This window comes from Arthrobacter sp. FW306-1B-F12A (assembly GCF_058781865.1).
This window is the reverse complement of record NZ_JBYSXD010000011.1, coordinates 47,511-68,412: the sequence shown is the minus strand read 5'-3', so window position 1 is coordinate 68,412 and position 20,902 is coordinate 47,511. Positions and strand designations below refer to the sequence as shown.

The window sequence follows — 20,902 nt, the reverse complement described above, 5'->3', positions numbered from 1 at the left end:
CGGGTGGCTGGTCACTCACGAATCGAGCCTTGCACGTAGCGGTACAAGGCTTGACGGGTGGTCATGCCTGTCTTCTTCAGCGCCCTCGAGATGTGGTTCTCGACCGTGCGCAGGCTAATCGCGAGCCGGGCAGAAATCTCGATGTTTGTTTGACTGCCGGCAAGTATTGCGACTTCGGTCTCCCGGACCGACAAGGTCGGCGACAGTTCATGACCAATATTGAGGCTGAGGTGTTCGCCTGCCATCGGAAACCTGCCGTCGAAATGCCGTTCTGCCTGCTGCATAGCAGCAGCCGCCGTCCTGACCCGTTCCAAAAGACGACGCTTGGATGCGCCTTTGAGCAGCAACCGGACAGCGTGCAGATCAGCATCCGGCCGGTATTTGTCCAAGAGGACCTTGAGCAGCCCGTGGTCATCGTCTACCACTGCTTCGGCTATGGCCAAAAACTGGTTGTGGGATGTGACCTTCGAGTTCCGAAAGACGTGTTCCGCCCTCTCAAGGACCTCACGGCTCGGAAGCAGGCACATGATGAAAACCGAAGTGTAGGCGGCTTCCGTGAGGAAGCCGCGATCCAATTGGGCGTCGATGAGGGTAATGGCACTCGCGTCAAACGACTGCGGATCGTCGTACCGCTGGGCAAAGAGGTCAAAAACGCCCTTGCCAGTCCCCGGAAGAGGGCCGATATCGGCTACATGCGTCCTGGCTTGGGCACCCACCGAGGCGGGCTCTTTCTCTTCGTCCATCAAAGCCCGGAGTCCCACAAGTCGAAGCATGGCGTCATGCAGGGCACTTGCGAGGAATCCTGGGCGGCCGAGCGCGAACACGCTGCTCATCATCAGATCGGCATGCTGGCCGAACCCCGATTGTGTAAGCGCCAGCGCGGCCACGTAACTGTTCGCGACGAAGCCGAACCGGTCAAGGCCGCGGCGGGCCTCGATGCGTCTGTTCAGGGAGAACACCAAAGCCTCGTCTAAGCGCCCCGCGACAAGCAGGGCCAGTCCCCGGACGAATGGCTCGATGCCCGACGCCAAACCGAAATCATCAGTTGACTCCAGTGCCTTGAGTGCTGCCAGTCCATCGAAGCGGTAGACCTCCAATATGGCCCGCACCACGGTCAGGACCCCACTCTGCGGATGCGCGTTTCCGTAGCTGTCCAGGATCTCGCCCAGGTTTGCCGGCATTCGGTCATACGAGGCGGCGAGGAACAGGCCGAAACCCTCGGCCTCGGCCTCCTGCTGGGGACTGAGTGCAGCAAGTTCGGAGAGCATACCTTGAGCTGCTGCTACGTCATCACCGCGAGTGATTGCCCAGAGCGCCCGCGTCATAGTGAAGAAAAGGGAGTCCTCCGCTTTGCCGTTGACCATGACGGTGTGGGCAAAGACGTGTTCGATCCGCTCCGGGTCTATGGGTCCGCCCCAGTAGAACTTGAGGAACGCGGCCGAGTTGGCCATGCTTGGGTCCGCCTCCCACTGTTCGTAATGGGCTTCCTCCCGCACGCGCAGCTGTTCTTGGAAGTGACGGGCAGCCAGCGTGCCCCCCGCTCCTGATTCTTCCCTCAGCTGCCCGACGGCGGCAGCAACGGAGGGCGTCATGAATCGCCCATTCCCGGGGGCGGGCGCGAGCGCCTCGGCAACGTTTTCGATCCGTTTGACCAGTACCCGACGAGAGTACAAAACGTGATTATCACGAAAGTAATCAACCAGGAGGGGCGGATTTGAGGCCACGCAGAGCTCTCCGTCGATGTTTTCGGACACAGCGACCAGACCACGCCCTTCGAGCCTGTCGAGCATTGTTGTGGCAACGATCGAATGTAAGGAAGCCACCGACCGGGTGCCTAGCATCGACAATGCGTCCAGCGCGAGAAGCTCATCGGGTTCGAGGCCTTGGAGGAGTGCTTCGGCCGTTCCGCGGAGATCCTCGTTCCAAAGGGTATGGCCGGTCATTCGCCACTCTCCCTCGCAGAGCGTTAGCAGCTTGTTGAGGACGCCGCTTTGGGCGATCCTTACCACCAACCTGGGGTTGCCCGCGGACTTCATCAGGATGTGGGCGGTGACATCGACGTCCGCGGGGGCAGAAAGTGTTTCGGCGATAAGCTGATTGACTTGGTCGTAGCGGAGTGATGGGAGCCGGACTTGTGCTTCCGGCCATCGTTCCGGGACGAGCACGGAGGTCCTCGGATAAATGGGCGAATCGTCCATCGACATGATCAGCGGCCTCTGGGACCGTCTTTGCGCGATGTCCAGGACAGCGAGGGACTCATTATCAAGCAGGTCGATATCGTCGACCACAATGATCCTTGATCCGCGTTGCGAAAGTTGTTCGGCGAGAACGTCAGCCATGCCCAAAGGGCCCGTATGGCGCCCTCGCATATCCAGGCCAAGGGAAGCGATTCCGGCGAGCGGCGTCTGTTGGAGAAGGCGGGCTCCAAACAGGCTGTAAACCTCGGCGCCGGTCTTTTCCAGCTCCGTGATGATTTCGCGGATTGCAGTCGACCGCCCGCTTCCAGCGCGACCAACAATTCGCACGCTAACCCCACGTTTAGCAAAGCCTAGTGCCCGGCGTATTTCTTCCTGGAACACTGAAGACTCCTAACTCTCCGCCCACTACCATTTGAACCCGCGGCAAGTACTTCACCACGGATATCGAGACGAGTCCGGCCCGAACATTCAAACACGCTAAGGAGGCGCGGACTGAAGATTGCGGCGCTTCCATGCGGAATCAGGCAACCAGGACGAAATTATGACGATCACTCACAGATCACTGGAGGCTGTCTGCTCCGGGCCTTGCAGCCAACTACCGCGATGGGAACCGCGCATGTTGACCACGGCCTCGCATGTGTCCCAGGCCCATCCGCAATCCGTTGCGAATCGTATTTCCATGGCGCTGACGATCTCGCCGCCATGGAGAACATCGGATTGGCGGACGATATAGCCAAAGTCCAAGCTCACGCTTTCGCCAGATCCGAGATATGGAATGGTCATTCGCTCAGGGCCGGGCTGGGAATCGAACGCCAGCTGTTCAACGTTGGCGTTGGTCAATGAACGCGAAATAAGCTCCACTGCTGCGACAGGCCCCTGTGAAGCGTTATGGATCAATGCAGTGAAGGATACGGTTTCGCCAGCCCGGGCAGAGTACTTGTCAGCGAAATGCAGCAAGGAAAGGGCTGGCAAACCAGAAGCCGTGGGGGACCTGTGGCGTCCGCTCCGTCCCGAAAGACGGGAGCGGACAAGCCAGTCATGAACATGACTCATTCGGGCCCCGGGGAGTAGCTGATCCTGCAATTTAATCAGCACTTCCGCCTGCGTGCTCTGGCAGCAGAACCTTGTGCCAATCGCGCCGGGTCCAGAATGAACAGGGCCAGCAACGCAAGCCCGGCCGCGCCGGCGATGAAGATGCCGTATGAGGACTGCAGGACGGCTGCCAGATAACCAAGCCCAACGATGTGCCAGATGTATTTTCCGGCAGTAGTCACCTTGTAGGGCTCGGGGTCGTTCTGGGTGTTTGCATCCCCCTTGAGCGTGTACTCGTAGACGTCTGGTGTTGGTTGAACGGACTTGACCAGCCGGTGCGTAACCAAACCCAAGCCGCGTGGACGCTCCACCGTGACAATGCTGCCGTCCTCGATTTCGCCGGCAGGTACTTGTTGCGACAAGACGACCGACCCCACCGGTATTGTCGGTTCGATTGATCCCGAAACCACAACAAGGGGCCGAATTCCGAAGAGTAGCGAGACAGCGAACACAAGAATACAAGCGGCACCCAGGAGCGCACCGAGCGACAAGAGGATCGAGCGGAAAGCACCGTAAGCCCGGAACGCAGGATGCTGGCGCACTTGCTCCGACGTCTCCTCAGGGACCTCCTCCTGCCGGAATTCTCCCTTTGCCGGCTCACCCCCTGCCTCGCTCCGCAGTTCATCAATCCCGCCGTGCTCTTCCTCAAGGTCCGCCGGGCTGCCCATCCGGGCGCCTACCTGGTCCTCTTGGCTTCCCTTCAACCGGTGCGTTTCCGGATTTCCACTACGAGTGTTCACGGGGCAACTGAAACCGCGTCGAAGTGCACGGCGAGCGCCGTCTGTCCACCGTTGTACTTCTCCACGTCCGGGCCGTCTACATAGGTGATAGTGAGTTTCAATTTCTTCGAAGAACCGTCCGCGGCAGGAGTGTAAGCATCTCCCTGGTTCAACACCGCACCCCAGCGAGGTTCAAGGACACCCAGCGATCCCTTTGCTTGGTCCCACCTGACATTGGTGAACAGCACCTTGCCCGTTTCGTCCGCTGCGGTAAACGTCAGGAACGGAAGAATATTCGGTACCCCTGCAGCAACCGTCCCATCGCCGTTTCGAAGGATGATTTTGAAACTCGTATCCGCCTTGAAGACAGAAGTGTTGTTGAACACCGGGATCATGGTGACGACCGACCTGCCAGGTATCAGGTCAGCCGCTCCCGCGACGGCCCAATCAAATCCGGCTTCCGTATCGGCTTGTTCCACGGTTCCGTTGTCCCGCACAACGCCAATATCAAAGCGCGGAGTCTCGATGAGGGCCTCGCCGACGATGTTTAGATTGGCAAAGTCGTATGCCGCAGCGCTCGTGGCCGTAACGGTCGCCGCGACAAGTGCGCCTGCCGTGACTGCGAGCCGGAGTTTCCCGCTCCGTTGCCCCACCCCTTGCCATACCGGTCGTTTCATAGTCAGCTTCCTCATTTCGTCACCATTCCGAGATCCCACGAGACCTTGCGGTTGGCGATTTGAGTTCCGATGGGGAGCCCAATCGCTCCTTGGGGGTTGTATCCCCTGCCCCAGAAGGAACCATCAGATTTTTGCCAGAGGTAGAACCCTTGGCCCGATCCGTACTGCACAACGCCAGTATCGATTCGGGTCGGGTTTTGCGGGAATTGACCGTAATCGTCGCTGGCGCCATAGCCCCAGAGCTCTCCGTCGCCGTTGAGCAATGCAACACCGGTGAACCCGAACTGCATGGATCTAATCTGGGACAGCGAGGGAACCACAGTGGGCACCGTCGGTGTGGTGGTTGGACCTCGCCCGGTACGGCTAGCGTCAGTTCCCCAGCTCAGTACCTGTCCGTTGGAGAGCAGGGCACCACCCATGTTGATGCCGCCGTCGACCGCAACAATATATGGAGCGCCAGGCGCCACGTTTCGCTTGAACCAAGGCGCAAGCGGACTTACGAGCCTGGGCGTCGCACCTGTGTCGAGTAGGCCCGAGGGCAGACTGTTTCCGCCTATGCCTCCCCAATAGTAGACGTCGCCGCGCTCCAGAATGAGGAAGAAGTTGGTGTAGGCGCCTTTGAGGTAAATAGGCCGGTTACCAGCGACCGAGGGGTCCGGCAGTCCGGCAAGCTGGCTTGCACCCGGGGCAGCGTTTCCGCCGTAGCCAAGGGGATACCCCCAATGCCAGATGGTGCCATCACTTCGGATTCCGGCACCGGCATATTCAGTGGAGGAGATCGCGATGATTTTATCCAGGATTGCCCCGGAACCATTCCACGCCGTGTTTATCCGGACTTGCTTCGCGTTGCCATTGGGCTTCGGCGCGTCTGTGCCGTCACGGAAGTTGTAAGAGCCCCATCCCCAGACCGTGCCGTCCTTGTCCAGTGCGTTGGCGTTGTATATCTGGCCGGTCGCTTGCCGAACAATTCCGTCGGGAATGCCGGCGACCTTCTGCGGCGGCTTCTGCCACCCAGAGGTGGGAATATCGCCGTTGATCTCGTAGAACGTAAGGCCCCACACGTAGACGTTTCCGTCGTTTCCGACTCCCATCCCTGTATCTACCATGCGGGAGTTCTTGGAGACGCCGACGGCAAACGGAGGCCCGGCATTCGCTGGGATGGCCTCCGAACGGGCGTGCGTCTTATCCTTGTACGCGGCACTTGTGGCTACGGGAATTTGAGCAGCACCGACAAACGTGGCGAGCCCAAACAGGCCCGTCGCCGCGAGGCATTGCCGACGAGAAATGTTTGAAGGCTTACTCATGAGCGGGCTTCTTTCGACGAACGAGGATGAGGCCAAAGCCGACGGCCAGCAGGAGCGCGGCCGCGACACCGACTGGAATCAAGTTCCTGAGGCCTGTATGCGCAAGATCGGATCCAGACGCGGGTTTTTCTGGCGTGACATTGGGTCGATCAATGCTTGTGACGAAGTGGAATTTCAGGTTCCCGCCAGCGCCTTGGTAGGAATTGTCAGCGTCGCGTGGAAGCGTCACAGTCCCCACCAAGTTGTATGAGGCGCCGGCTTGAAGTTCGGGCAGTCTGATCGTGCGCCCGAGCACTTCTCCAACACGGATCCGCTCGACGACCGCAGTGCCATCTGGAGTATTCATCGTCAGTTCCATCGGCGCGGCTCCGGAGAAGAGGACATCGGAACGTCCCGAAATCTCCAATGCAAGCGGCACCGGTGAGTCGACTAGATTCTTGACGGACATGTCCCATTTCTGAGATTCCCCAGGAGCCGGAGCGTCAATAACTAGCGACGTCGGTGCCGTATCGATGAGATCCGATGCCACAGCCGAGGCGCCGGCAGACTGCACAAGTCCAAGGAAGACCGCGGCAATCACCGCGATCAGCGCGCGGATGCTACGGGGCGCGATCATTTGCTTTCTCCGTTGGTCAGTACGCCAAGTTGGGTGGATTTTCCGCTCGCCTGTGCCCCACTGTTGGGCGCCAGGACCGCTGATACGCGGACAGCACGCTGTTCACCCGGAGCGACGTCCTGGAACGTGAGGCCAGCCTGGTTGACCTGCTGTGCGGTGGCGTTTGCGATCGCGGGCGTTGCTGCGCCGTCGAGGTAGACCGTGAAAAGCAGCGTGCCGAACAGATCACCGCTTTGTGGGTCTGGATCGTACAGGGAAACCGTCAAATTGCCGTTCACCCCTGGTTTTCGGTTCGTTACCGATACATCGAACTCAACAGGTTTGCTTTCAGAGAAGACCGTTCCCGCTGACAGCGGCAGGACAACGGCCGTCTCCGGCGTATCAGCATCGCGAAGCACTCCCGTGCTGTCCCTTACCGCAATGTCGAAGCGATTCGGATTGCCGAGCCCTGAACCAGCGATGCCCGTCCCCAGGTTCACGCGGGCGAAGTCCGTAAAGGCGGCCGCAGTGGTGCCGGCGCCGAGAACCAGCACGCCTGCCACGAGCCCAAGGGTCAGCCGCTTCCATCCGTCACGCTTCACCGTCCTCCTGGTCATGGGTTCACCGCCTCAAAGTTGAACTGGATATCTGTTGCGGCCATCTGCCATCGGTTGTCCACCGTGTCCGGAAGTTCGACCCGAACATCGAGAAGCTTGTATTCGCCGACACGCAATGGATCAGGCCAGGTGATTGCCGTCAACTGCCCTGCAGGGACGTGGTCAAGGAGAACCTTGCCACCATCCGAAACTGTGAAAACCAGCTGGTCGAAGAGTTCCAGGTAGGTGCCGGTCTGCGGATTTTTCTCAGCGCCGCGTGGAAGCGGGTCGAGGATGCGCAGGCCAATGAGGCTGGACAGGCGAGGGCTGTTGTTCTTCGCCGCGATCCTCAAATCCAGGACACTGCCCGGGGCCATGGTGTACCCGCTGTTATCTCCGGTCAGGATGATGCGCAATCCTCGCGGGTTGGCTTGGTCCCAATCTGCGGGCGTCGGCAGCCATGAGGGATCAGCTTTCCCTGCGGCCACAATGTCAAAAGTATTGCGGGATCCGTCCAGTGCGACGTCAACGTCAGCGCTGTCGGTAAATGAGGCGGCGGTGATCAGCGTACCCGCCGCAACCAGAGATCCGGTTGCGAGTAATAGCCGCACCCGCCCGCGGCGTTGAGTCCTCATACTGTGTCCTTCATGGGTCCGAGCGCTCCGTTCATTGAGGCCCCGTAGGCCAAGTGCAGGTGGGGACCCGAAGGCCCCCACCTGTTGTCGTTCCGACTACTTGACGGAGGAGGCGTCGAAGTGGGCCTGGACGTAGGAGACCTGGCCCTGCAGTGCGTTGTTGGCAGCTGCACTACCCTGGTCGGGGAGGTTGATGCTGACGCCGAGGACGCCTTCCTTCCCGGCGGTGTAGGTGCCCAGGTCGAGGGCGGTCACGTCGGCCTGCTTGACGTTGGTAGCGATTGCCTTGCCGTCCAAGGTGACGCTGTAGCGGAGGGCGCTAACCAATGCGGGGCTGGAGGTGTAGCCAGCGCGGTCCTGCAACCCGAAGGTGATTGCTGCACCGAGGGCGGGGCTCTCATTGCGGAAGGGAATCGACACGGACACGGTGTCGCCCGGGGTGATCAGGTCCGCGCCGGGAACCTTGACGTTCACACCTGCGGCAGTGTTTGCTTCCTGCCATGTGCCCGGAACAGGCAGGCCGGCGGTGTCCGTTCCAACCACCTGGATGTTGAAGCGGTTGTTGCCGCCAACGCCGGAATCAGCGGATCCGTTGCCAATGTTCAGGTTGGCGAAGTCGGTGAACGCAGCAGCCGTCAGCAGCGCGGTGACGCCCAGCAGCGAACCGCCGGTTAGCAGGGCACGCTTACGACCGGAGCGAAGTTTGGTAGTCAAGAGGAGTTCCTTTCACGAGGTTGTCGGCGGGTTCGCCGACAGTGCGAGTGACTGCATCGGCAAGGGACAGGTACATTCCCTTGAACACCGGCGCGCGGTGTGCAACCAACAAGAAACTAAGGTCGCAATTGGGCCACTGAGTGGTGTTTCCCCGCAATTGAGTGGCAAAAAGGGGCAAATTAGGTGGTGCCGAGAGGGATCATTGAGTGTCGACGGTCTCAAACTCCGTTGAAAACTCCTCCGAAGAGCGGAGCCGGTTCAGCGCCGAAGTTCTCGCCTTCGCGCTGGCAGAATTGCTCGCTGCGGACGAAGCCAGGCCCACTGATGCACGGCGATTGCCACGATATCGGGTCCAGAGGTACTTTGCCGCCCACTGGCTGGGTGGCCGCCCCTAACGACGTCTTTCTCGGGGCCGTACCGATGACAGAAGCCGGCGTACCCCCATCCGCACCCCCGGGGTACGCAGATTTCCTGTGAGTTTCGGAAGAGTTCGGCTACCCGCAATTGAACCTGTCATGAACGTTTCAGCAGCGGGGCCCAATCGGCGGGACGGATCCCTTCCCCGCAACAAGAATCATCCGGGGACGCATTCTCGATCGATAAGAACGCAAAAGCGAAGGATCTTATTTTGATGAAGACAGCCAAGAAAAACGGGCTTGCCACAGCAGCGGTTCTGGGCGCCATACTGATGGCCGGATCCGCGGTGGCGCCGGCGATGGCCGACGACGCTTCACGCGGCGGCCAGGATGTCCAGGGCCAGCAAGGATCAGACAGCAAGGGCCAGGGCGGCCAGGGCGAAACATCGAAGCACGTCCTGCTGCTTTCGGTGGACGGCCTCCACCAAAAGGACCTGGATTTGTACGTGCAGAACCACCCGACGTCGGCACTGGCGTCGCTGGTCAACCACGGCACCAGCTACACGCACGCCCAGACTCCCGTGCCTTCGGACTCCTTCCCCGGTATGGTGGGCCAGCTGACCGGCGGAAATCCCGGGACCACCGGCGTCTACTATGACGACACGTTCAACAGGGCGCTCCTGCCGGCCGGCACGACGGACTGCAAGAACACGGCGCCCGGCGCCGAAGTGGCCTTCACCGAAGCCGCGGACAGGAACCAGAACGCCCTCGACGCCGGCCAAGGCCTGGCCGGGCTTCCGGCCAGCATCCTGAACATGACGGGGCAGCCCGGCGCACTCCTCGACCCGGCCACCCTCCCGGTTGACCCGGCGACGTGCAAGCCGGTCTATCCGCACCAGTACCTGAAGGTGAACACGGTCTTCGAGGTGGCGAAGAGCGCCGGCCTCACCACGGCGTGGTCGGACAAGCACCCCGCCTACGAGATCCTGAACGGCCCTTCAGGCAAGGGCCTGGATGACCTGTTCACCCCTGAGATCAACAGCATCGCCCCCGCTCCCTTCAATGGCGACTGGACCAAGGACAACGCCGCAACCCAGCAGTACGACGGCTACAAGGTCCAGGCCGTGCTGAACGAAATCGACGGCAAGGACCACTCCGGCACCAAGACGGCCGCAGTACCTGGAATCTTCGGGATGAACTTCCAGGCCGTGTCGACGGCCCAGAAGCTCCCGACGTCGGACGGCCTCACCGGCGGTTACCTCCAGGGCGGCACCGTTCCCGGGCCGCTCTTGAGCAAAGCCCTTGACTTCGTCAACGCTTCTGTCGGTAAGTTCGAGTCCGCGCTTGCCGCCTCCGGCCACGCAAAGGACACCACGGTGATCCTTTCTGCCAAGCACGGGCAGTCGCCGATGGACGCTTCGACGCTGACGAGGGTGCCTGACAGCGCAATCATCGACGGCCTGAACGCAACGTGGAAGTCGGCCCACCCCGGCTCCGCAGACCTCGTGGCGTTCTCCACCGACGACGACATCATGCAGCTCTGGCTTTCGGACCACTCGCAGGCCGCAGCGCAGTTCGCCAAGGACTACCTGGCAGCGCACCCTGCCGCCGGTAACGACATCAACGGCGCCGCCAAGACCGTGACAACCTCAGGCTTGAGCAAGGTCTATGCGGGCAGCGAAGTTGCAAACTACTTCGGCACCCAAACCAGCGATGCACGCTACCCGGACATCCTCGGCATCGCGCAGACCGGGGTGGTTTACACCGGCGGCAAGGCCAAGATCGCCGAACACGGCGGAGCCAGTGCGGACGACCGCGATGTGCCGCTCGTGGTCTCCGGCGCCAACGACGAACACGCCCGGACCGTGACCACCGCGGTCGAGACGACGCAGATTGCGCCGACCATCCTGAAGACGCTTGGCTTGGACCCGAACAAGCTGCAGGCAGTGCAGATCGAGGGGACCAAAACCCTCCCCCAGCGCTGATCCAGCGCGCTCAAATCATTGGAGGGGTTCCACGGCCGGAAGGCCGAGGGGCCCCTCCCTTGTACTCATCCGACCCTGGGCTGGACGAAATGGACCGGTCCGCTGGCTAAGCCTGCATTGGGCGCGACGCCCCGTCCGCTTACAATCAAACGTCAGCAACTACTGAGGGAACCATGAAGAAAATCACCACAACCCTGCTCGCGGCCGGGCTCCTCCTCTCCGCTTCAGCCTGCTCGGCATCGCAGCAGCTGAGCACCGCGGACACCTGCAGCAGGGTCAAGACCGTCATCTCGAACCCCACGAACACCACGGACAAAACGGGAACCATCCGGGTAGCCAACCAGCTCCGCCCGATCGAAGCCGTGTCCTCGGATGAGCTGAAGCCCACCCTGAAGACGCTTGTGGACTACCTGGACGAGTCCTCGAAGGACAACCCGGATACCGCGAAGCTCAATGCCATGAAGAACGATTACCAGAACGCGGGTACCAATTACAGCAAGTATTGCGGCGGCTAAAGACAGTTTGCATTACCTCCCCGAGGACTGGGCATGGCCGCCCAGTCCTCGGGCGGCCTCGCCCTTCCGCTCTGCGCGGCACGGAGACGCCGTTCAGGGCAGCCACCAGTAACAGCTGCAGCTCCGCAACCCGCAGCCCAGCGCACGTTAAAGCGCGGTGTGCTTCCCGAACGGATGGTGGCCCGTGGCTGGCTGTCCGTGGCTCCCCAGCCATTCGGACAGGGCCTCGCGCAGGATCTCGCTGGGCGTGAGGCTGAGCGTTTGCGAAGCCGACTCCAAGGCACGGTCCAGTTCCTCAGGGATCTGGAAATCCAGGGGCGAGGGATGGTTGCTTTCCCGGGCTTCGGCAGGCAAACCCTCACCGCGCAACAACTTGCCGACGGCTGGCTTCATGTCGTTTTCGGTCCACGCCGAAAGTCGCTCGAAATGAGTCACATCTCGTGTCATGATTTTCCCTCCCAACAATCAAGCATCCTCCGTTGGAAGGCCGCAGTCACCCTCTACGAGTAATTACTCTCTAACTATCGCGAGGTTGCGTCGAACGCAGCGAGGGCGTTGGGTCATGTCCCGCTTCTGCGCCCTGCTATTCGCTGGATGATCGTCACGATTTTAGGCGGACCAAGCTGCCTGACGACGCCAAGTTGGAGCATTGCGGTGAGGTCATCGCGAGTGGCCCAATGCTCAGCCAGCTTGCCGTCCTCGATCCTGAACCAGTGCGATTGACGCGCGGACATGCGTCATGGTCATGTCGGGAAACTGGGCAAGTAGCCACTGTACGGTCGCGCGCATCGCTTGGGGTCCGACGACGGCGCCCGGCTCGGTCGTCCCGAAAGGAGCCTGGGCGTGCTCGACGTATGAATCGGCCATGATTTGCTCACAAACGTCCAGTTGTCTCTGGTTCCAGATTTCCTGGAAGTGGCGCCGTACCAGTTCCTTGTTGGCTTCACTCATAGGAAGGCCTCCCCTGGATAGATGGTCCCAGCGGAGGTCGACCGGGCCCGTTCGAAGACCCAGGAGTCGCGGAACGGACCCGGCGCTCACGCTAAAGGGTGAGACCGCGACGGACATCGATCAGCCAGGGCTGGTGCCGTCAGAGTGATCTTAGGGCTTGCGTCGATTCCGGTCTAGGGAATCGGACGCCCGGAGTGATAAAAGCTCAGCGGTGCAAGAGGTAGTCGCCCACCCCAACCGGATTCGACAGCCCAAGGAGATGCCCGCCGGGCAGCACATCCGGCTCGAGCCCGAGGCGATCCCGCGCGACCCTCTGCTGGAACTCGAGCGGGAAGAACCGGTCCCCCGCGCCGCTGAGCACCCTGATGGGCACGGCCGGCCACTCCACGAAGTCGCAGCTCGACGCGAAGACTGCGTTTGCCTCGGGCCGCTGGTGCGGTTTTCCCTCGGCCGCGACCTCCGGTGAAACGTCATGGATGAAGTACTCGTTCACATCGAACTCTTTGCCGTAACCGCCGGCCGCGGCGGCACGCTTGCGTGCGTCTTCCCAGCCGGTGTTGTCCCACCATGTTCCAGGGGTCTCACCCGGGTTGGGAATCATTGCGTTCACCAGCACGAACGCGCTCACGAGGCGTCCCCGAAGAAATCATGGACGAACGGACCAAGGCTCGGCGTCGAAGTCATGCCCCACATTCTTCCCCAGATCGATGCGCCCGCAAGGGACCCGATGAGATCCCTTCGCCTGGTCTTTCCCTGCAGAAGGCCTGGTGGGAGGATGCCTATAGGCGCGAGCAACTACGAGAAGGACGGGAAACGGAATGTCGACCCAGGAATCCGTGGAAACAGAACGCAAGTACGACGCTGACCTGGAAACGCCTCTTCCCGCGTTCGAGGACATTGCCGGCGTCGAACAGGTCGCAGACCCTGCAGATCATCAGCTCGAAGCCGTCTACTTCGACACCGAAGGCCTCATCCTTGCCAAGCACCGCATCACCTTGCGGCGCCGCACCGGCGGCACCGATTCAGGCTGGCACCTGAAACTGCCGGCCGAGCGGGACAATCGCGTGGAGATCCATGCGCCGCTGGGTCAGCCCGAGATTGTCCCCGAGGAACTCGCGGAGAGGCTCCTTGTGTTCACCCGCGGCGATGAGCTCAGGCCTGTGGCCCGGATCCACACCCGCCGCACTCTTCACCGGCTACACGGAAGCGAGGACGTCACCCTGGCCGACTTCGTGGATGACCACGTGACCGCCGAGACCTTGCACCCAACTCAATTGGAGAGGCAATGGCGGGAATGGGAAATCGAGCTGGTGCACGGCGATGAAGCCCTGTTTGAGAGCGCGGACCGCGTCTTGTCCGGGGCCGGCGCAACCCCATCGGGGCACGCGTCCAAGCTGGCCCGCGCATTCGGAACGTCCTGGCCAGCTGCGGTACCGGCGCCGCCCAAAGCCCGTCCGAAGGGCTCTGCCGGGGATGCAATAGTTTCCTACATCGCCGCGCAGATAGCTGAAATCACCCAACTGGACTCCGGAGTCCGGCAAGGCGCCGACGACGCCGTTCACGGCATGCGCTCGGCTACGCGGAGGCTCCGCTCAACTTTGTCCGCCTACGGCAAGCTCTTCGACGCCGACGCCGCGGATCAGCTCAAGACCGAACTGAAATGGCTGGGCAAGGTCCTGGGCAAGGCCCGGGATGCCGAGGTGCTGCGCGACCGGATCGGGGAACTGATGAATGAGCAACCCGACGGCCTAGTGCCCGCTTCAGCTGCCAGCAGGATCAATGACGAACTTGAGACAGCCTTCAACTCCGGGTATCGCAACATGCTCCGCTCTCTAGGAACGAAACGCTATTTCCGGCTCCTGGAGTCACTTGAGGAATTCCGCGACGAGCCTCCCACGAAGCCTCGCGCCGGGAAGAAGGCCCGTCCCGTCACGGCCAAGCTGGCCGGTAGGGCGATCAAGCGGCTGCGCCGGTCCCAGAAGGCAGCCGCAGGGCAAACCGGCGTCGAAGGCGACAGGGCATTGCATCAGGTCCGCAAAGACGCGAAACGGCTGCGCCATGCGGCCGAAGCACTGGCGGACGTCCACAAGAAACCCGCCGTGAAGCTGGCACGGAATGCCCAGAAGATCCAGAAGGTCCTGGGAGAGCACCAGGACAGCGTTGTCAGCCGCTCAATACTGCTCCGGCTCGCAAGCGATACCGACGGATCGGTGGAGGACAACTCACCATTCGCTCCCTTGCTCGCTGCCGAAGAGCAGCGAGCAGCGGACTCCGGGGCCCGCTATGAAAAGCTCGCCAAGAAGCGCCTGAATTCCCTGTGATGAACGCAACTGCGGGAAAGGCGGCTAAGCGGCACGGGGCTGGGCCTCAGAGGCTCAGCCTTCGCACTCCACGCAGTACGCGTGGCCGTTCTTTTCACGGGCAATCTGGGAGCGGTGACGGACGAGGAAACACGAGTAGCAGGTGAACTCGTCTTCCTTCTGGGGAACGACTGCAATGATGAGTTCCTCGGCTACGAATTCGCCGCCTGGCACCTCATTGCCTTCAAAAGCATCGGCCTCGTCCAGCTCCCGAACAACGCTGCGGGCGTCCGGAGCATTGGCAGACTGCAGGGCCTGGAGTGACGTGCTTTGGGATTCCGCGACGTCGGAGCGGAGTTCGTCGTAATCGGTTGCCACCTGGGGTTATCTCTTCTCTTGTATATTTGCTGGCGAATGTGCAACATACACCATTCAGCTGCTATTCCCCACATAGTGGCAAAAATCGTGGCCCGATCGTCATGAGAGCTCCCGACGGCGGCACGGGACCCGGGCGCCCGATCAGGCCTTGCGTACGCCGTCGGATCCGGCATCGCTTCCGGCCTGGCGGCCGACATCGCGGTGGAGGTCCTTGTCCAGCCCGTGGCCGCTGGCGAGTTGCGCGAGAAGCACGTCAAGCTGGCCAATCTGCTCCGTTGTCAGCGGGGCCAGAAGCTCCGCTTCATGCTGTTCCGCGATACCTCGCAGTTCACGCAACACGCGTTTGCCGGCGTCCGTGAGGTGCAGTTCATAGTTCCGCCGGTCCGTACTGCTGCGGATCCTCTCAACAAGGCCGCGCTCCTGCAGCGAGTCGATGAGTGAAACCACCCGGCTGGGGACGGCGCCGAGCCTGTCCGCGAGGGAGCGCTGGCTCAACCCGGGGGCGCGTCCGAGCAGGCGGATGACGCCGGCGTCGCTTGGCGTGAGGCCGATCTCCCGTGTGCGGTCGGCAAAGCGCGACGACGCGACCGCGCCTAACTGCGACAAGAGAAAAGCGGTCCGGTTCGGCCGGCCCGGTGTGGCTAAGTCCATGGATTCAGAATACATGCTTGACAGAATAATTCTATAGGTGAACTATTTCAGTAGTGATTCAATTAGGAAAGGTTCAGCCATGAGTAGTCGTTCGATTCCCGGCGAGGGCGGCCGTCCAGCCAGGTCAGGCGGCCCGCACCCCGGCATTCTCGCCCTGGTCAGCTTGGGCATCTTCCTCGCCAGCCTCATCACGTCCGCAATCCTGACAGGCGGCCAAACGTTCGTCTCGCCCTTTGCTTCAACCGGACAGGTGGCCGCTTTCTTCCAGCAAAACGTCGCCGCGGTGCGGGTCGGCGGCATGCTCCAATTCGGTTCTGCCGTGCCCTTGGGGATCTACGCGGCCACCGTCTACGCCCGGCAGCTCCGGCTCGGCGTACGCGTTCCCGGACCGGCCATCAGCTTCTTTGGCGGAGTCAGCGCGGCCATCTTCCTCATGGTGTCGGGCTCCCTGACCTGGTTGCTGAGCCGGCCGGAAATCACCACGGATGTGACGCTGACGCACGCACTCACGTTCCTCGCATTCGTAACCGGTGGGGTCGGCTTCGTCGTCGGAACCGGCCTCCTCATGGCGGGAATCGCCGTCCCGGCCCTGATCCTTGGCTTCATGCCCCGTTGGTTGGCTTGGACCGGCCTGGTCGTCGCCGCACTGTCAGAGTTGAGCTTCCTGTCGATGGCGATCGAGCCTCTTCAGTTCCTTCTGCCGCTCGGACGCTTCGGCGGGCTGCTCTGGCTGGTTGCCGCAGGCTTCCTGCTCCCCCGCAACCGGGCGGCCGCGAACCAAGAGCCCCGGCCGCATACGCCGCGGACAACCCGGACAACGCCATGACGACGGCGAATCCCACCCGTCCCCTGTCAGGCAAGGTCGCGCTTGCGACCGGAGCGAGCCGGGGAATCGGTGCGGAGATCGCGGCTGCGCTGGCCGGCGCCGGTGCCGACGTCGTCCTTGCCTCCCGCGACAGCGCTCGACTGTCTCGGCAGCTCGCCGCCATTAGCTCGGGTGGCGGGAAAGCGGTAGCGATGTCCGTGGATGTGGGCGATGAGGATTCGGTGAAGACGCTGCTGGCCCAGATCCTGGACCGCTTCGGCCGGCTCGACGTCGCCGTCAATAATGCCGCAGGCGGCGGGCGGACGCCGGCGCCCCTGGCCGAATGGGCGAGCGCGGAGTTCGACAGCGCCATCTCAGTCAACTTGCGCGGAGTGTTCCTCTGCCTGAAATACGAAATCGAGCTCATGCTGGCGAGCGGGAACGGCGGAGCGATCGTCAACATGTCCTCCACGGCCGGCGAACAAGGAGTCGCCGGCATGAGCGGCTACGTGGCGAGCAAGTTCGGCGTCGGCGGCCTGACCCGGGTGGCCGCGCTCGACTACGCTTCGCACGGGATCCGGGTCAACGCGATCGCTCCCGGCCCTATCCTCACCGAGCGGCTGGCCGGGGCCGGCCAATCCGCCCAGGATCGGGTGGCCGCCGCCGTGCCGCTCGGGCGGATCGGCTCCACGGCCGAGGTTGCCGCTGCCGCCGTCTGGCTCTGCTCGGAGCAGTCCTCGTTCGTCACTGGAACCGTGCTCGCAGTCGACGGCGGCCGGCTGGCCGGAACGCCTGCGTTCAACACCGGCAGAAATCGCTGAGGTCCCCACTTACCCCGAGCCGCTCCAAATGCGGCGCCACCACGGGCGCGTGTCCACAAGCTCCTGGTTCACGGCTTCCTGGGCCGCGGTTGCCTCGGCAGCCGCAGCACGGCGCTCGCGCCAGCGTTCCAGCTCGACGCCGATATCGCGGGTTTTCGTGATTACTGGAGGACCGCCCTGGAGCTGGCGCCGCGCGTCAATGACCCGGGCGTTGAAGTCCTCCACCAGATCGCGCACCTGCTTTTCCGAATACAGGGCGTCAAGCTTCGCATCCAATTCGGCATCCTCGGTGCGGAGCAGAATGGCTTTTGGGCCGAGGCCGCTGAGATGTTCGCGCTGGATGAGGCCTTTGACCCACCAATCGGGATCGTAGCGCTCCCCCAGCCCTGGTATCGGCTTGCCTGCGTACTTCAGATTGTCGAACTTCCCTTGCGCCATGGCGTCGCGGATCAGGTATTCCACCCGAGCGGCGTCGTCCACCTTCTTGCGTTTCCGCCGCTCTTCGTCGTCGGCGGCCTCGAGTTCCGCTTCTTCCCCGGCCGTCATGCCGGTGGCGCGGACATTCCGCAGCTCCATGGCTCGCTCCAGCCGGCGCTTGAACGCACCGTTTTCGCCGTTCACGGCTAATCACCGCCTTCGCTTGCGGAAATCCTGGATCTGCGTCCAAGTATTCCGCAAATGGGACATTGGCGGGATGGCACTTACAAACACCGCCTCTGTTCACGCCTAGCGCAGCTCACTAACCTGACTGGTAACGGCTAGTTCAGGAAGAGGTAACCATGGACGAACAGGGCATTCTGCACCACATCCAGTCACTTGTGGAGGAGGAGCGGGAACTCCGGGAGAAGGCAGAGGCGGCCCCGCCGGGTCCTGCGCATGCCCCCGACCGGGCAAGGCTCGAGCGCATCGAACAGGACCTGGATCAGAGCTGGGACCTGCTGCGCCAGCGGCGGGCCAAGAGGCAATACGGCGAGAACCCGAACGAGGCCAAGCCACGGCCCCCAAAGCAGGTGGAGGGCTACACGGGCTGAAGCCGCAGGAAACGAAGGACGACGACGGCGGGACGCTCCCGCCGTCGTCGTCTTGCCTAGAGAGCCGCCTTACAGCGCCGACCAGCCGCCGTCGGACGCGAGGATGGCGCCGTTGACGTTGGTGCCGTCGTCGCTGAGCAGGAAGGTGATGGATGCCGCCAACTGGGCGGCCGTCGCCGGCGTGGGGACGGTGGCCTGCATGAGCGGACCGAGGCGTTCGGCGGCCAATTGGGAGCCCCACGTTGCCTCGATGTTGGTGATGGTTGGCCCGGGGGCAACGGCGTTGAAGCGAAGCCCCTTCGGCCCGTACATCACGGCCGAGTTCTTGGTCAGTCCGACGACGGCGTGCTTCGAGGCCGTGTAGCTCGCGCCGGCGGCGGAGCCGCGCAGCCCGGCCTCGGAGGCGACGTTGACCACGGAGCCGGTGCCGGCCTCCAACATCAAGGGCACCACGGCGCGGGTCAGGCGCATGAGGGCTGTGACGTTGATCCGGAAAACGCGCTCCCACATGGCGTCGTCCACTTCGTGGATCGGGGTGAAGTTATCCATGATCCCGGCGATGTTGGCGAGGGCATCCACACGGCCGCCGGCAGCGACGACGACGGCGGCAACGGTCTCCTCGGTTGAGATGTCGCCGGCCACGGGCAGCAGGTCCAGGCCGCTGTTTTCCTCCACCAAGGCGTCAAGGCGCTCCTTGCTGATGTCGGCGGCGATGACCCTGCCGCCTTCCTTCGCGATGCGCAGGGCCGTAGCTTGGCCGATGCCCGAGCCAGCTCCGGTGACGATGACTGTCTTCCCGGCAAAACGGCCATTGATGGCGGCTTCCTGCCATGGAGTTTCGTTGCCCATGTTGTTCCTCCTGAAGGTGCTGGTGGCTTTCCGTCCACTTTATGACACTCCGTGTCATTATGTAAGAGTGGATACTGGAGAGATGCCCTCAGACCATACGAAGCCCGTCATCGGGCGCTCCACCGGACGCCCGGCGACGATTGATCCCGACGCCGTGGCCGGCGTCGCGCTCCGGCTTTTTGCCGAGAACGGCTACGAGCGGACGTCAATGGAGGACATCGCGCGCGAGGCGGGAATCGGGCGGAAGAGCCTGTACCGCTACTTCCCCAGCAAGGCTGATCTCGTCTGGGGCGGCATGGAACCGGTAGTGGAAGCTTCGGGCCGTGTGCTGGAGGCCGCCCGCACAGCGGAGCCGTCCGACGGCGGAGCGTCCGACGGCGGTATCCTCGCAGGACTGCGGGCGGCCGCCATCGCCGGAATTTCGGCGATCCCGGATCTTTCCGTAACGCGAGGGCGCCTGCGCCTGATCGCAGAGCACCCGGAGCTGGCGAGCAGGAGCTACGATGCCTTGGCTCCACAACGGGACCGGGCACGGCTTTACCTCGTTGCGCACGGCGTCCGCGAAAGCGCGGCACGCTATCTGTGCGCCGCCTATCTCGGGGCGACGTTCGAGGCCTGGATGCAATGGGCCGCCGGCACGGATCCGGATCCGGGGCCTTACCTGGCGGAGGCCGTTGGCGTACTGCGGGTTCCGGCTTCCCGGCCCGGCGGATAACCTGTGCCTGGGAGGGCAAATGACAGTTCGAAGCGCGGGCATTCTGTTGTTCCGCCGGAGCTCCACTACGGAATTGGAAGTATGGATAGCCCACATGGGCGGACCCTTCTGGGCCCACAAGGATGCACGCGCCTGGTCAATTCCCAAAGGCGAATACCTCGAGGATGAGGACCCCCTGATGGCCGCGAAGCGCGAATTCGCCGAGGAGATAGGCACTCCCCCGCCGGCCGTCGATTATCACGAGCTGGGCATCTTCCGGCAACCGTCGGGCAAACTCGTTGCGGCTTTCACGGCGGAGTCGGATTTTGAACCGGAGAACATCGTGAGCAACACGTTCGAGCTTGAGTGGCCGCGCGGATCAGGTGTCATCCGGAGCTATCCGGAGATTGACGACGCCATGTGGGCCACGGAAGCCGTCGCCCGCACCAAATTGGTGAGCGGGCAGGTGCCGATCCTCGACGCGTTGATCCGGCACCTTGGGCCACACTAGCTCTGGACGAGCGACTCGATTGGCCGCGGGGAAAGAATGGGATCCGCGTGCCGGTGGACGACCTTCCACTCACCGTCTTCCCGGCGGAAAATCGTCGTCACCCGAAGGGGAATCGGGGACACCTCATCAGATCCGCCAACTTTGGCCCGCGCCCATTCAATTTCGACGATGTACGCAAGCTCCGTCCCGGCATCGCCGGAGATTCGCTCGAACCTGATCGGCTCGCCCTCCCTGAGCCCGGAAGACGCCCGATCCATGGTCGCCTCGACTGCACTCGGGCCCCGCGCAGGCGGGCCGAGAGGATTAGCGAGCGTGACGTCGTCGCGCTTCGAGAATAGTTTCTTCTGGTGTTCCGGGTCTCCCTTGATGAATGCATCGAGCGCTCGGTGGTACTTCTCCACCATCAGGTCGAGATCGGATTCCGGCATTGCTTCCTCCAGCCACGCTCTTGCCCTGGCGCGGCGCCAAGGCCCCGTATTCGGCCATGGTGGCACCACTCACCGGGGATGTCCATACAACGAATAT

General features: G+C 62.5%; 26 protein-coding genes. 9 read left to right on the top strand and 17 right to left on the bottom strand.

What is annotated here, in order from left to right; all coding sequences use genetic code 11:
- Positions 1–11: 11 nt before the first annotated feature.
- The 9 genes from AC3WJU_RS08060 to AC3WJU_RS08020 form a co-directional block, all read right to left on the bottom strand.
- Positions 12–2,525, bottom strand: a complete 2,514-nt coding sequence (locus tag AC3WJU_RS08060) for a LuxR C-terminal-related transcriptional regulator (protein WP_332602995.1) — start codon at positions 2,523–2,525, stop codon at positions 12–14.
- A gap of 225 nt (positions 2,526–2,750) precedes the next feature.
- Positions 2,751–3,170 carry a hypothetical protein gene (locus tag AC3WJU_RS08055; protein WP_059389446.1) on the bottom strand — a complete coding sequence of 140 codons (420 nt, stop codon included), beginning with the start codon at positions 3,168–3,170 and terminating at the stop codon, positions 2,751–2,753.
- A gap of 116 nt (positions 3,171–3,286) precedes the next feature.
- A complete protein-coding gene (locus tag AC3WJU_RS08050) occupies positions 3,287–4,030 on the bottom strand; it encodes a signal peptidase I (protein WP_492259596.1) in 744 nt (247 codons plus the stop codon).
- Entirely contained in the window at positions 4,027–4,686 is a 660-nt protein-coding gene (locus AC3WJU_RS08045) for a hypothetical protein (protein ID WP_307053897.1), read from the bottom strand. Before AC3WJU_RS08045 ends, AC3WJU_RS08050 begins: the two co-directional genes overlap by 4 nt.
- A gap of 11 nt (positions 4,687–4,697) precedes the next feature.
- Positions 4,698–5,990, bottom strand: coding sequence for an RCC1 domain-containing protein (locus AC3WJU_RS08040; RefSeq protein ID WP_284989937.1), 1,293 nt, complete (start codon positions 5,988–5,990; stop codon positions 4,698–4,700).
- Positions 5,983–6,438: a hypothetical protein gene (locus tag AC3WJU_RS08035; protein WP_332602992.1), complete on the bottom strand. Its 456-nt coding sequence runs from the start codon at positions 6,436–6,438 to the stop codon at positions 5,983–5,985. The genes AC3WJU_RS08040 and AC3WJU_RS08035 overlap by 8 nt, the downstream gene beginning before the upstream one ends.
- Positions 6,439–6,602: 164 nt before the next feature.
- On the bottom strand, positions 6,603–7,202 hold the full coding sequence (locus AC3WJU_RS08030) for a hypothetical protein (RefSeq protein ID WP_148667644.1): 600 nt from the start codon (positions 7,200–7,202) through the stop codon (positions 6,603–6,605).
- Entirely contained in the window at positions 7,199–7,816 is a 618-nt protein-coding gene (locus AC3WJU_RS08025) for a hypothetical protein (protein WP_492259595.1), read from the bottom strand. Before AC3WJU_RS08025 ends, AC3WJU_RS08030 begins: the two co-directional genes overlap by 4 nt.
- Positions 7,817–7,912: 96 nt before the next feature.
- On the bottom strand, positions 7,913–8,530 hold the full coding sequence (locus tag AC3WJU_RS08020; RefSeq protein WP_284989934.1) for a type 2 periplasmic-binding domain-containing protein: 618 nt from the start codon (positions 8,528–8,530) through the stop codon (positions 7,913–7,915).
- 206 nt (positions 8,531–8,736) lie between these two features.
- Between AC3WJU_RS08020 and AC3WJU_RS08015 the strand changes: the two genes are divergently transcribed.
- The 3 genes from AC3WJU_RS08015 (at position 8,737) to AC3WJU_RS08005 (ending at position 11,386) form a co-directional block, all read left to right on the top strand.
- Positions 8,737–8,925: a hypothetical protein gene (locus AC3WJU_RS08015; protein WP_492259594.1), complete on the top strand. Its 189-nt coding sequence runs from the start codon at positions 8,737–8,739 to the stop codon at positions 8,923–8,925.
- A 236-nt stretch (positions 8,926–9,161) separates the two neighbouring features.
- Complete coding sequence (locus tag AC3WJU_RS08010; RefSeq protein WP_492259593.1) at positions 9,162–10,871, top strand: alkaline phosphatase family protein; 1,710 nt, start codon at positions 9,162–9,164, stop codon at positions 10,869–10,871.
- 173 nt (positions 10,872–11,044) lie between these two features.
- Positions 11,045–11,386: a hypothetical protein gene (locus AC3WJU_RS08005; protein ID WP_059389438.1), complete on the top strand. Its 342-nt coding sequence runs from the start codon at positions 11,045–11,047 to the stop codon at positions 11,384–11,386.
- Between the two features lie 147 nt (positions 11,387–11,533).
- Here the strand turns inward: AC3WJU_RS08005 and AC3WJU_RS08000 are convergent, their stop codons facing one another.
- The 3 genes from AC3WJU_RS08000 to AC3WJU_RS07990 all read right to left on the bottom strand — a co-directional run bounded on the left by AC3WJU_RS08000 (position 11,534) and on the right by AC3WJU_RS07990 (position 12,965).
- A complete protein-coding gene (locus AC3WJU_RS08000) occupies positions 11,534–11,833 on the bottom strand; it encodes a ribbon-helix-helix domain-containing protein (protein WP_172465630.1) in 300 nt (99 codons plus the stop codon).
- Positions 11,834–12,067: 234 nt separating this feature from the next.
- Positions 12,068–12,337, bottom strand: a complete 270-nt coding sequence (locus AC3WJU_RS07995) for a nuclear transport factor 2 family protein (RefSeq protein ID WP_307053902.1) — start codon at positions 12,335–12,337, stop codon at positions 12,068–12,070.
- A 205-nt stretch (positions 12,338–12,542) separates the two neighbouring features.
- Complete coding sequence (locus AC3WJU_RS07990; protein ID WP_492259592.1) at positions 12,543–12,965, bottom strand: hypothetical protein; 423 nt, start codon at positions 12,963–12,965, stop codon at positions 12,543–12,545.
- A gap of 190 nt (positions 12,966–13,155) precedes the next feature.
- Here AC3WJU_RS07990 and AC3WJU_RS07985 point away from each other — a divergent pair, with 190 nt between their 5' ends.
- Positions 13,156–14,658, top strand: coding sequence for a CYTH and CHAD domain-containing protein (locus AC3WJU_RS07985; protein ID WP_441437792.1), 1,503 nt, complete (start codon positions 13,156–13,158; stop codon positions 14,656–14,658).
- Positions 14,659–14,712: 54 nt separating this feature from the next.
- Here AC3WJU_RS07985 and AC3WJU_RS07980 read toward each other — a convergent pair whose 3' ends face one another.
- Both AC3WJU_RS07980 and AC3WJU_RS07975 read right to left on the bottom strand, forming a co-directional pair.
- Positions 14,713–15,015, bottom strand: a complete 303-nt coding sequence (locus AC3WJU_RS07980) for a DUF4193 domain-containing protein (protein WP_059389433.1) — start codon at positions 15,013–15,015, stop codon at positions 14,713–14,715.
- Between the two features lie 141 nt (positions 15,016–15,156).
- Positions 15,157–15,666: a MarR family winged helix-turn-helix transcriptional regulator gene (locus tag AC3WJU_RS07975; protein WP_059389432.1), complete on the bottom strand. Its 510-nt coding sequence runs from the start codon at positions 15,664–15,666 to the stop codon at positions 15,157–15,159.
- A gap of 79 nt (positions 15,667–15,745) precedes the next feature.
- On the opposite strand from AC3WJU_RS07975, the gene AC3WJU_RS07970 reads away from it, so the two are divergent.
- The gene (locus AC3WJU_RS07970; RefSeq protein ID WP_492259591.1) at positions 15,746–16,492 is read left to right on the top strand and encodes a hypothetical protein; all 747 of its coding nucleotides are present in this window, start codon (positions 15,746–15,748) and stop codon (positions 16,490–16,492) included.
- The gene (locus AC3WJU_RS07965; RefSeq protein WP_492259590.1) at positions 16,489–17,292 is read left to right on the top strand and encodes an SDR family NAD(P)-dependent oxidoreductase; all 804 of its coding nucleotides are present in this window, start codon (positions 16,489–16,491) and stop codon (positions 17,290–17,292) included. The genes AC3WJU_RS07970 and AC3WJU_RS07965 overlap by 4 nt, the downstream gene beginning before the upstream one ends.
- A gap of 9 nt (positions 17,293–17,301) precedes the next feature.
- On the opposite strand, the gene AC3WJU_RS07960 is transcribed toward AC3WJU_RS07965, so the two are convergent.
- The gene (locus AC3WJU_RS07960; RefSeq protein ID WP_284989927.1) at positions 17,302–17,913 is read right to left on the bottom strand and encodes a DnaJ family domain-containing protein; all 612 of its coding nucleotides are present in this window, start codon (positions 17,911–17,913) and stop codon (positions 17,302–17,304) included.
- A gap of 158 nt (positions 17,914–18,071) precedes the next feature.
- Here AC3WJU_RS07960 and AC3WJU_RS07955 point away from each other — a divergent pair, with 158 nt between their 5' ends.
- Positions 18,072–18,323 (top strand): DUF2630 family protein, encoded by a 252-nt coding sequence (locus AC3WJU_RS07955; RefSeq protein ID WP_059389430.1) that lies wholly within the window; start codon positions 18,072–18,074, stop codon positions 18,321–18,323.
- A 69-nt stretch (positions 18,324–18,392) separates the two neighbouring features.
- On the opposite strand, the gene AC3WJU_RS07950 is transcribed toward AC3WJU_RS07955, so the two are convergent.
- On the bottom strand, positions 18,393–19,172 hold the full coding sequence (locus AC3WJU_RS07950; RefSeq protein WP_306961905.1) for an SDR family NAD(P)-dependent oxidoreductase: 780 nt from the start codon (positions 19,170–19,172) through the stop codon (positions 18,393–18,395).
- Between the two features lie 82 nt (positions 19,173–19,254).
- Here AC3WJU_RS07950 and AC3WJU_RS07945 point away from each other — a divergent pair, with 82 nt between their 5' ends.
- Positions 19,255–19,887 (top strand): TetR family transcriptional regulator, encoded by a 633-nt coding sequence (locus tag AC3WJU_RS07945; protein ID WP_441437793.1) that lies wholly within the window; start codon positions 19,255–19,257, stop codon positions 19,885–19,887.
- Positions 19,888–19,906: 19 nt separating this feature from the next.
- The gene (locus tag AC3WJU_RS07940; RefSeq protein WP_306961909.1) at positions 19,907–20,377 is read left to right on the top strand and encodes an NUDIX hydrolase; all 471 of its coding nucleotides are present in this window, start codon (positions 19,907–19,909) and stop codon (positions 20,375–20,377) included.
- On the opposite strand, the gene AC3WJU_RS07935 is transcribed toward AC3WJU_RS07940, so the two are convergent.
- Positions 20,374–20,805 (bottom strand): YybH family protein, encoded by a 432-nt coding sequence (locus tag AC3WJU_RS07935; protein ID WP_059389424.1) that lies wholly within the window; start codon positions 20,803–20,805, stop codon positions 20,374–20,376. The two genes, AC3WJU_RS07940 and AC3WJU_RS07935, sit on opposite strands and share 4 nt — an antisense overlap.
- Between the last annotated feature and the right edge of the window lie 97 nt (positions 20,806–20,902).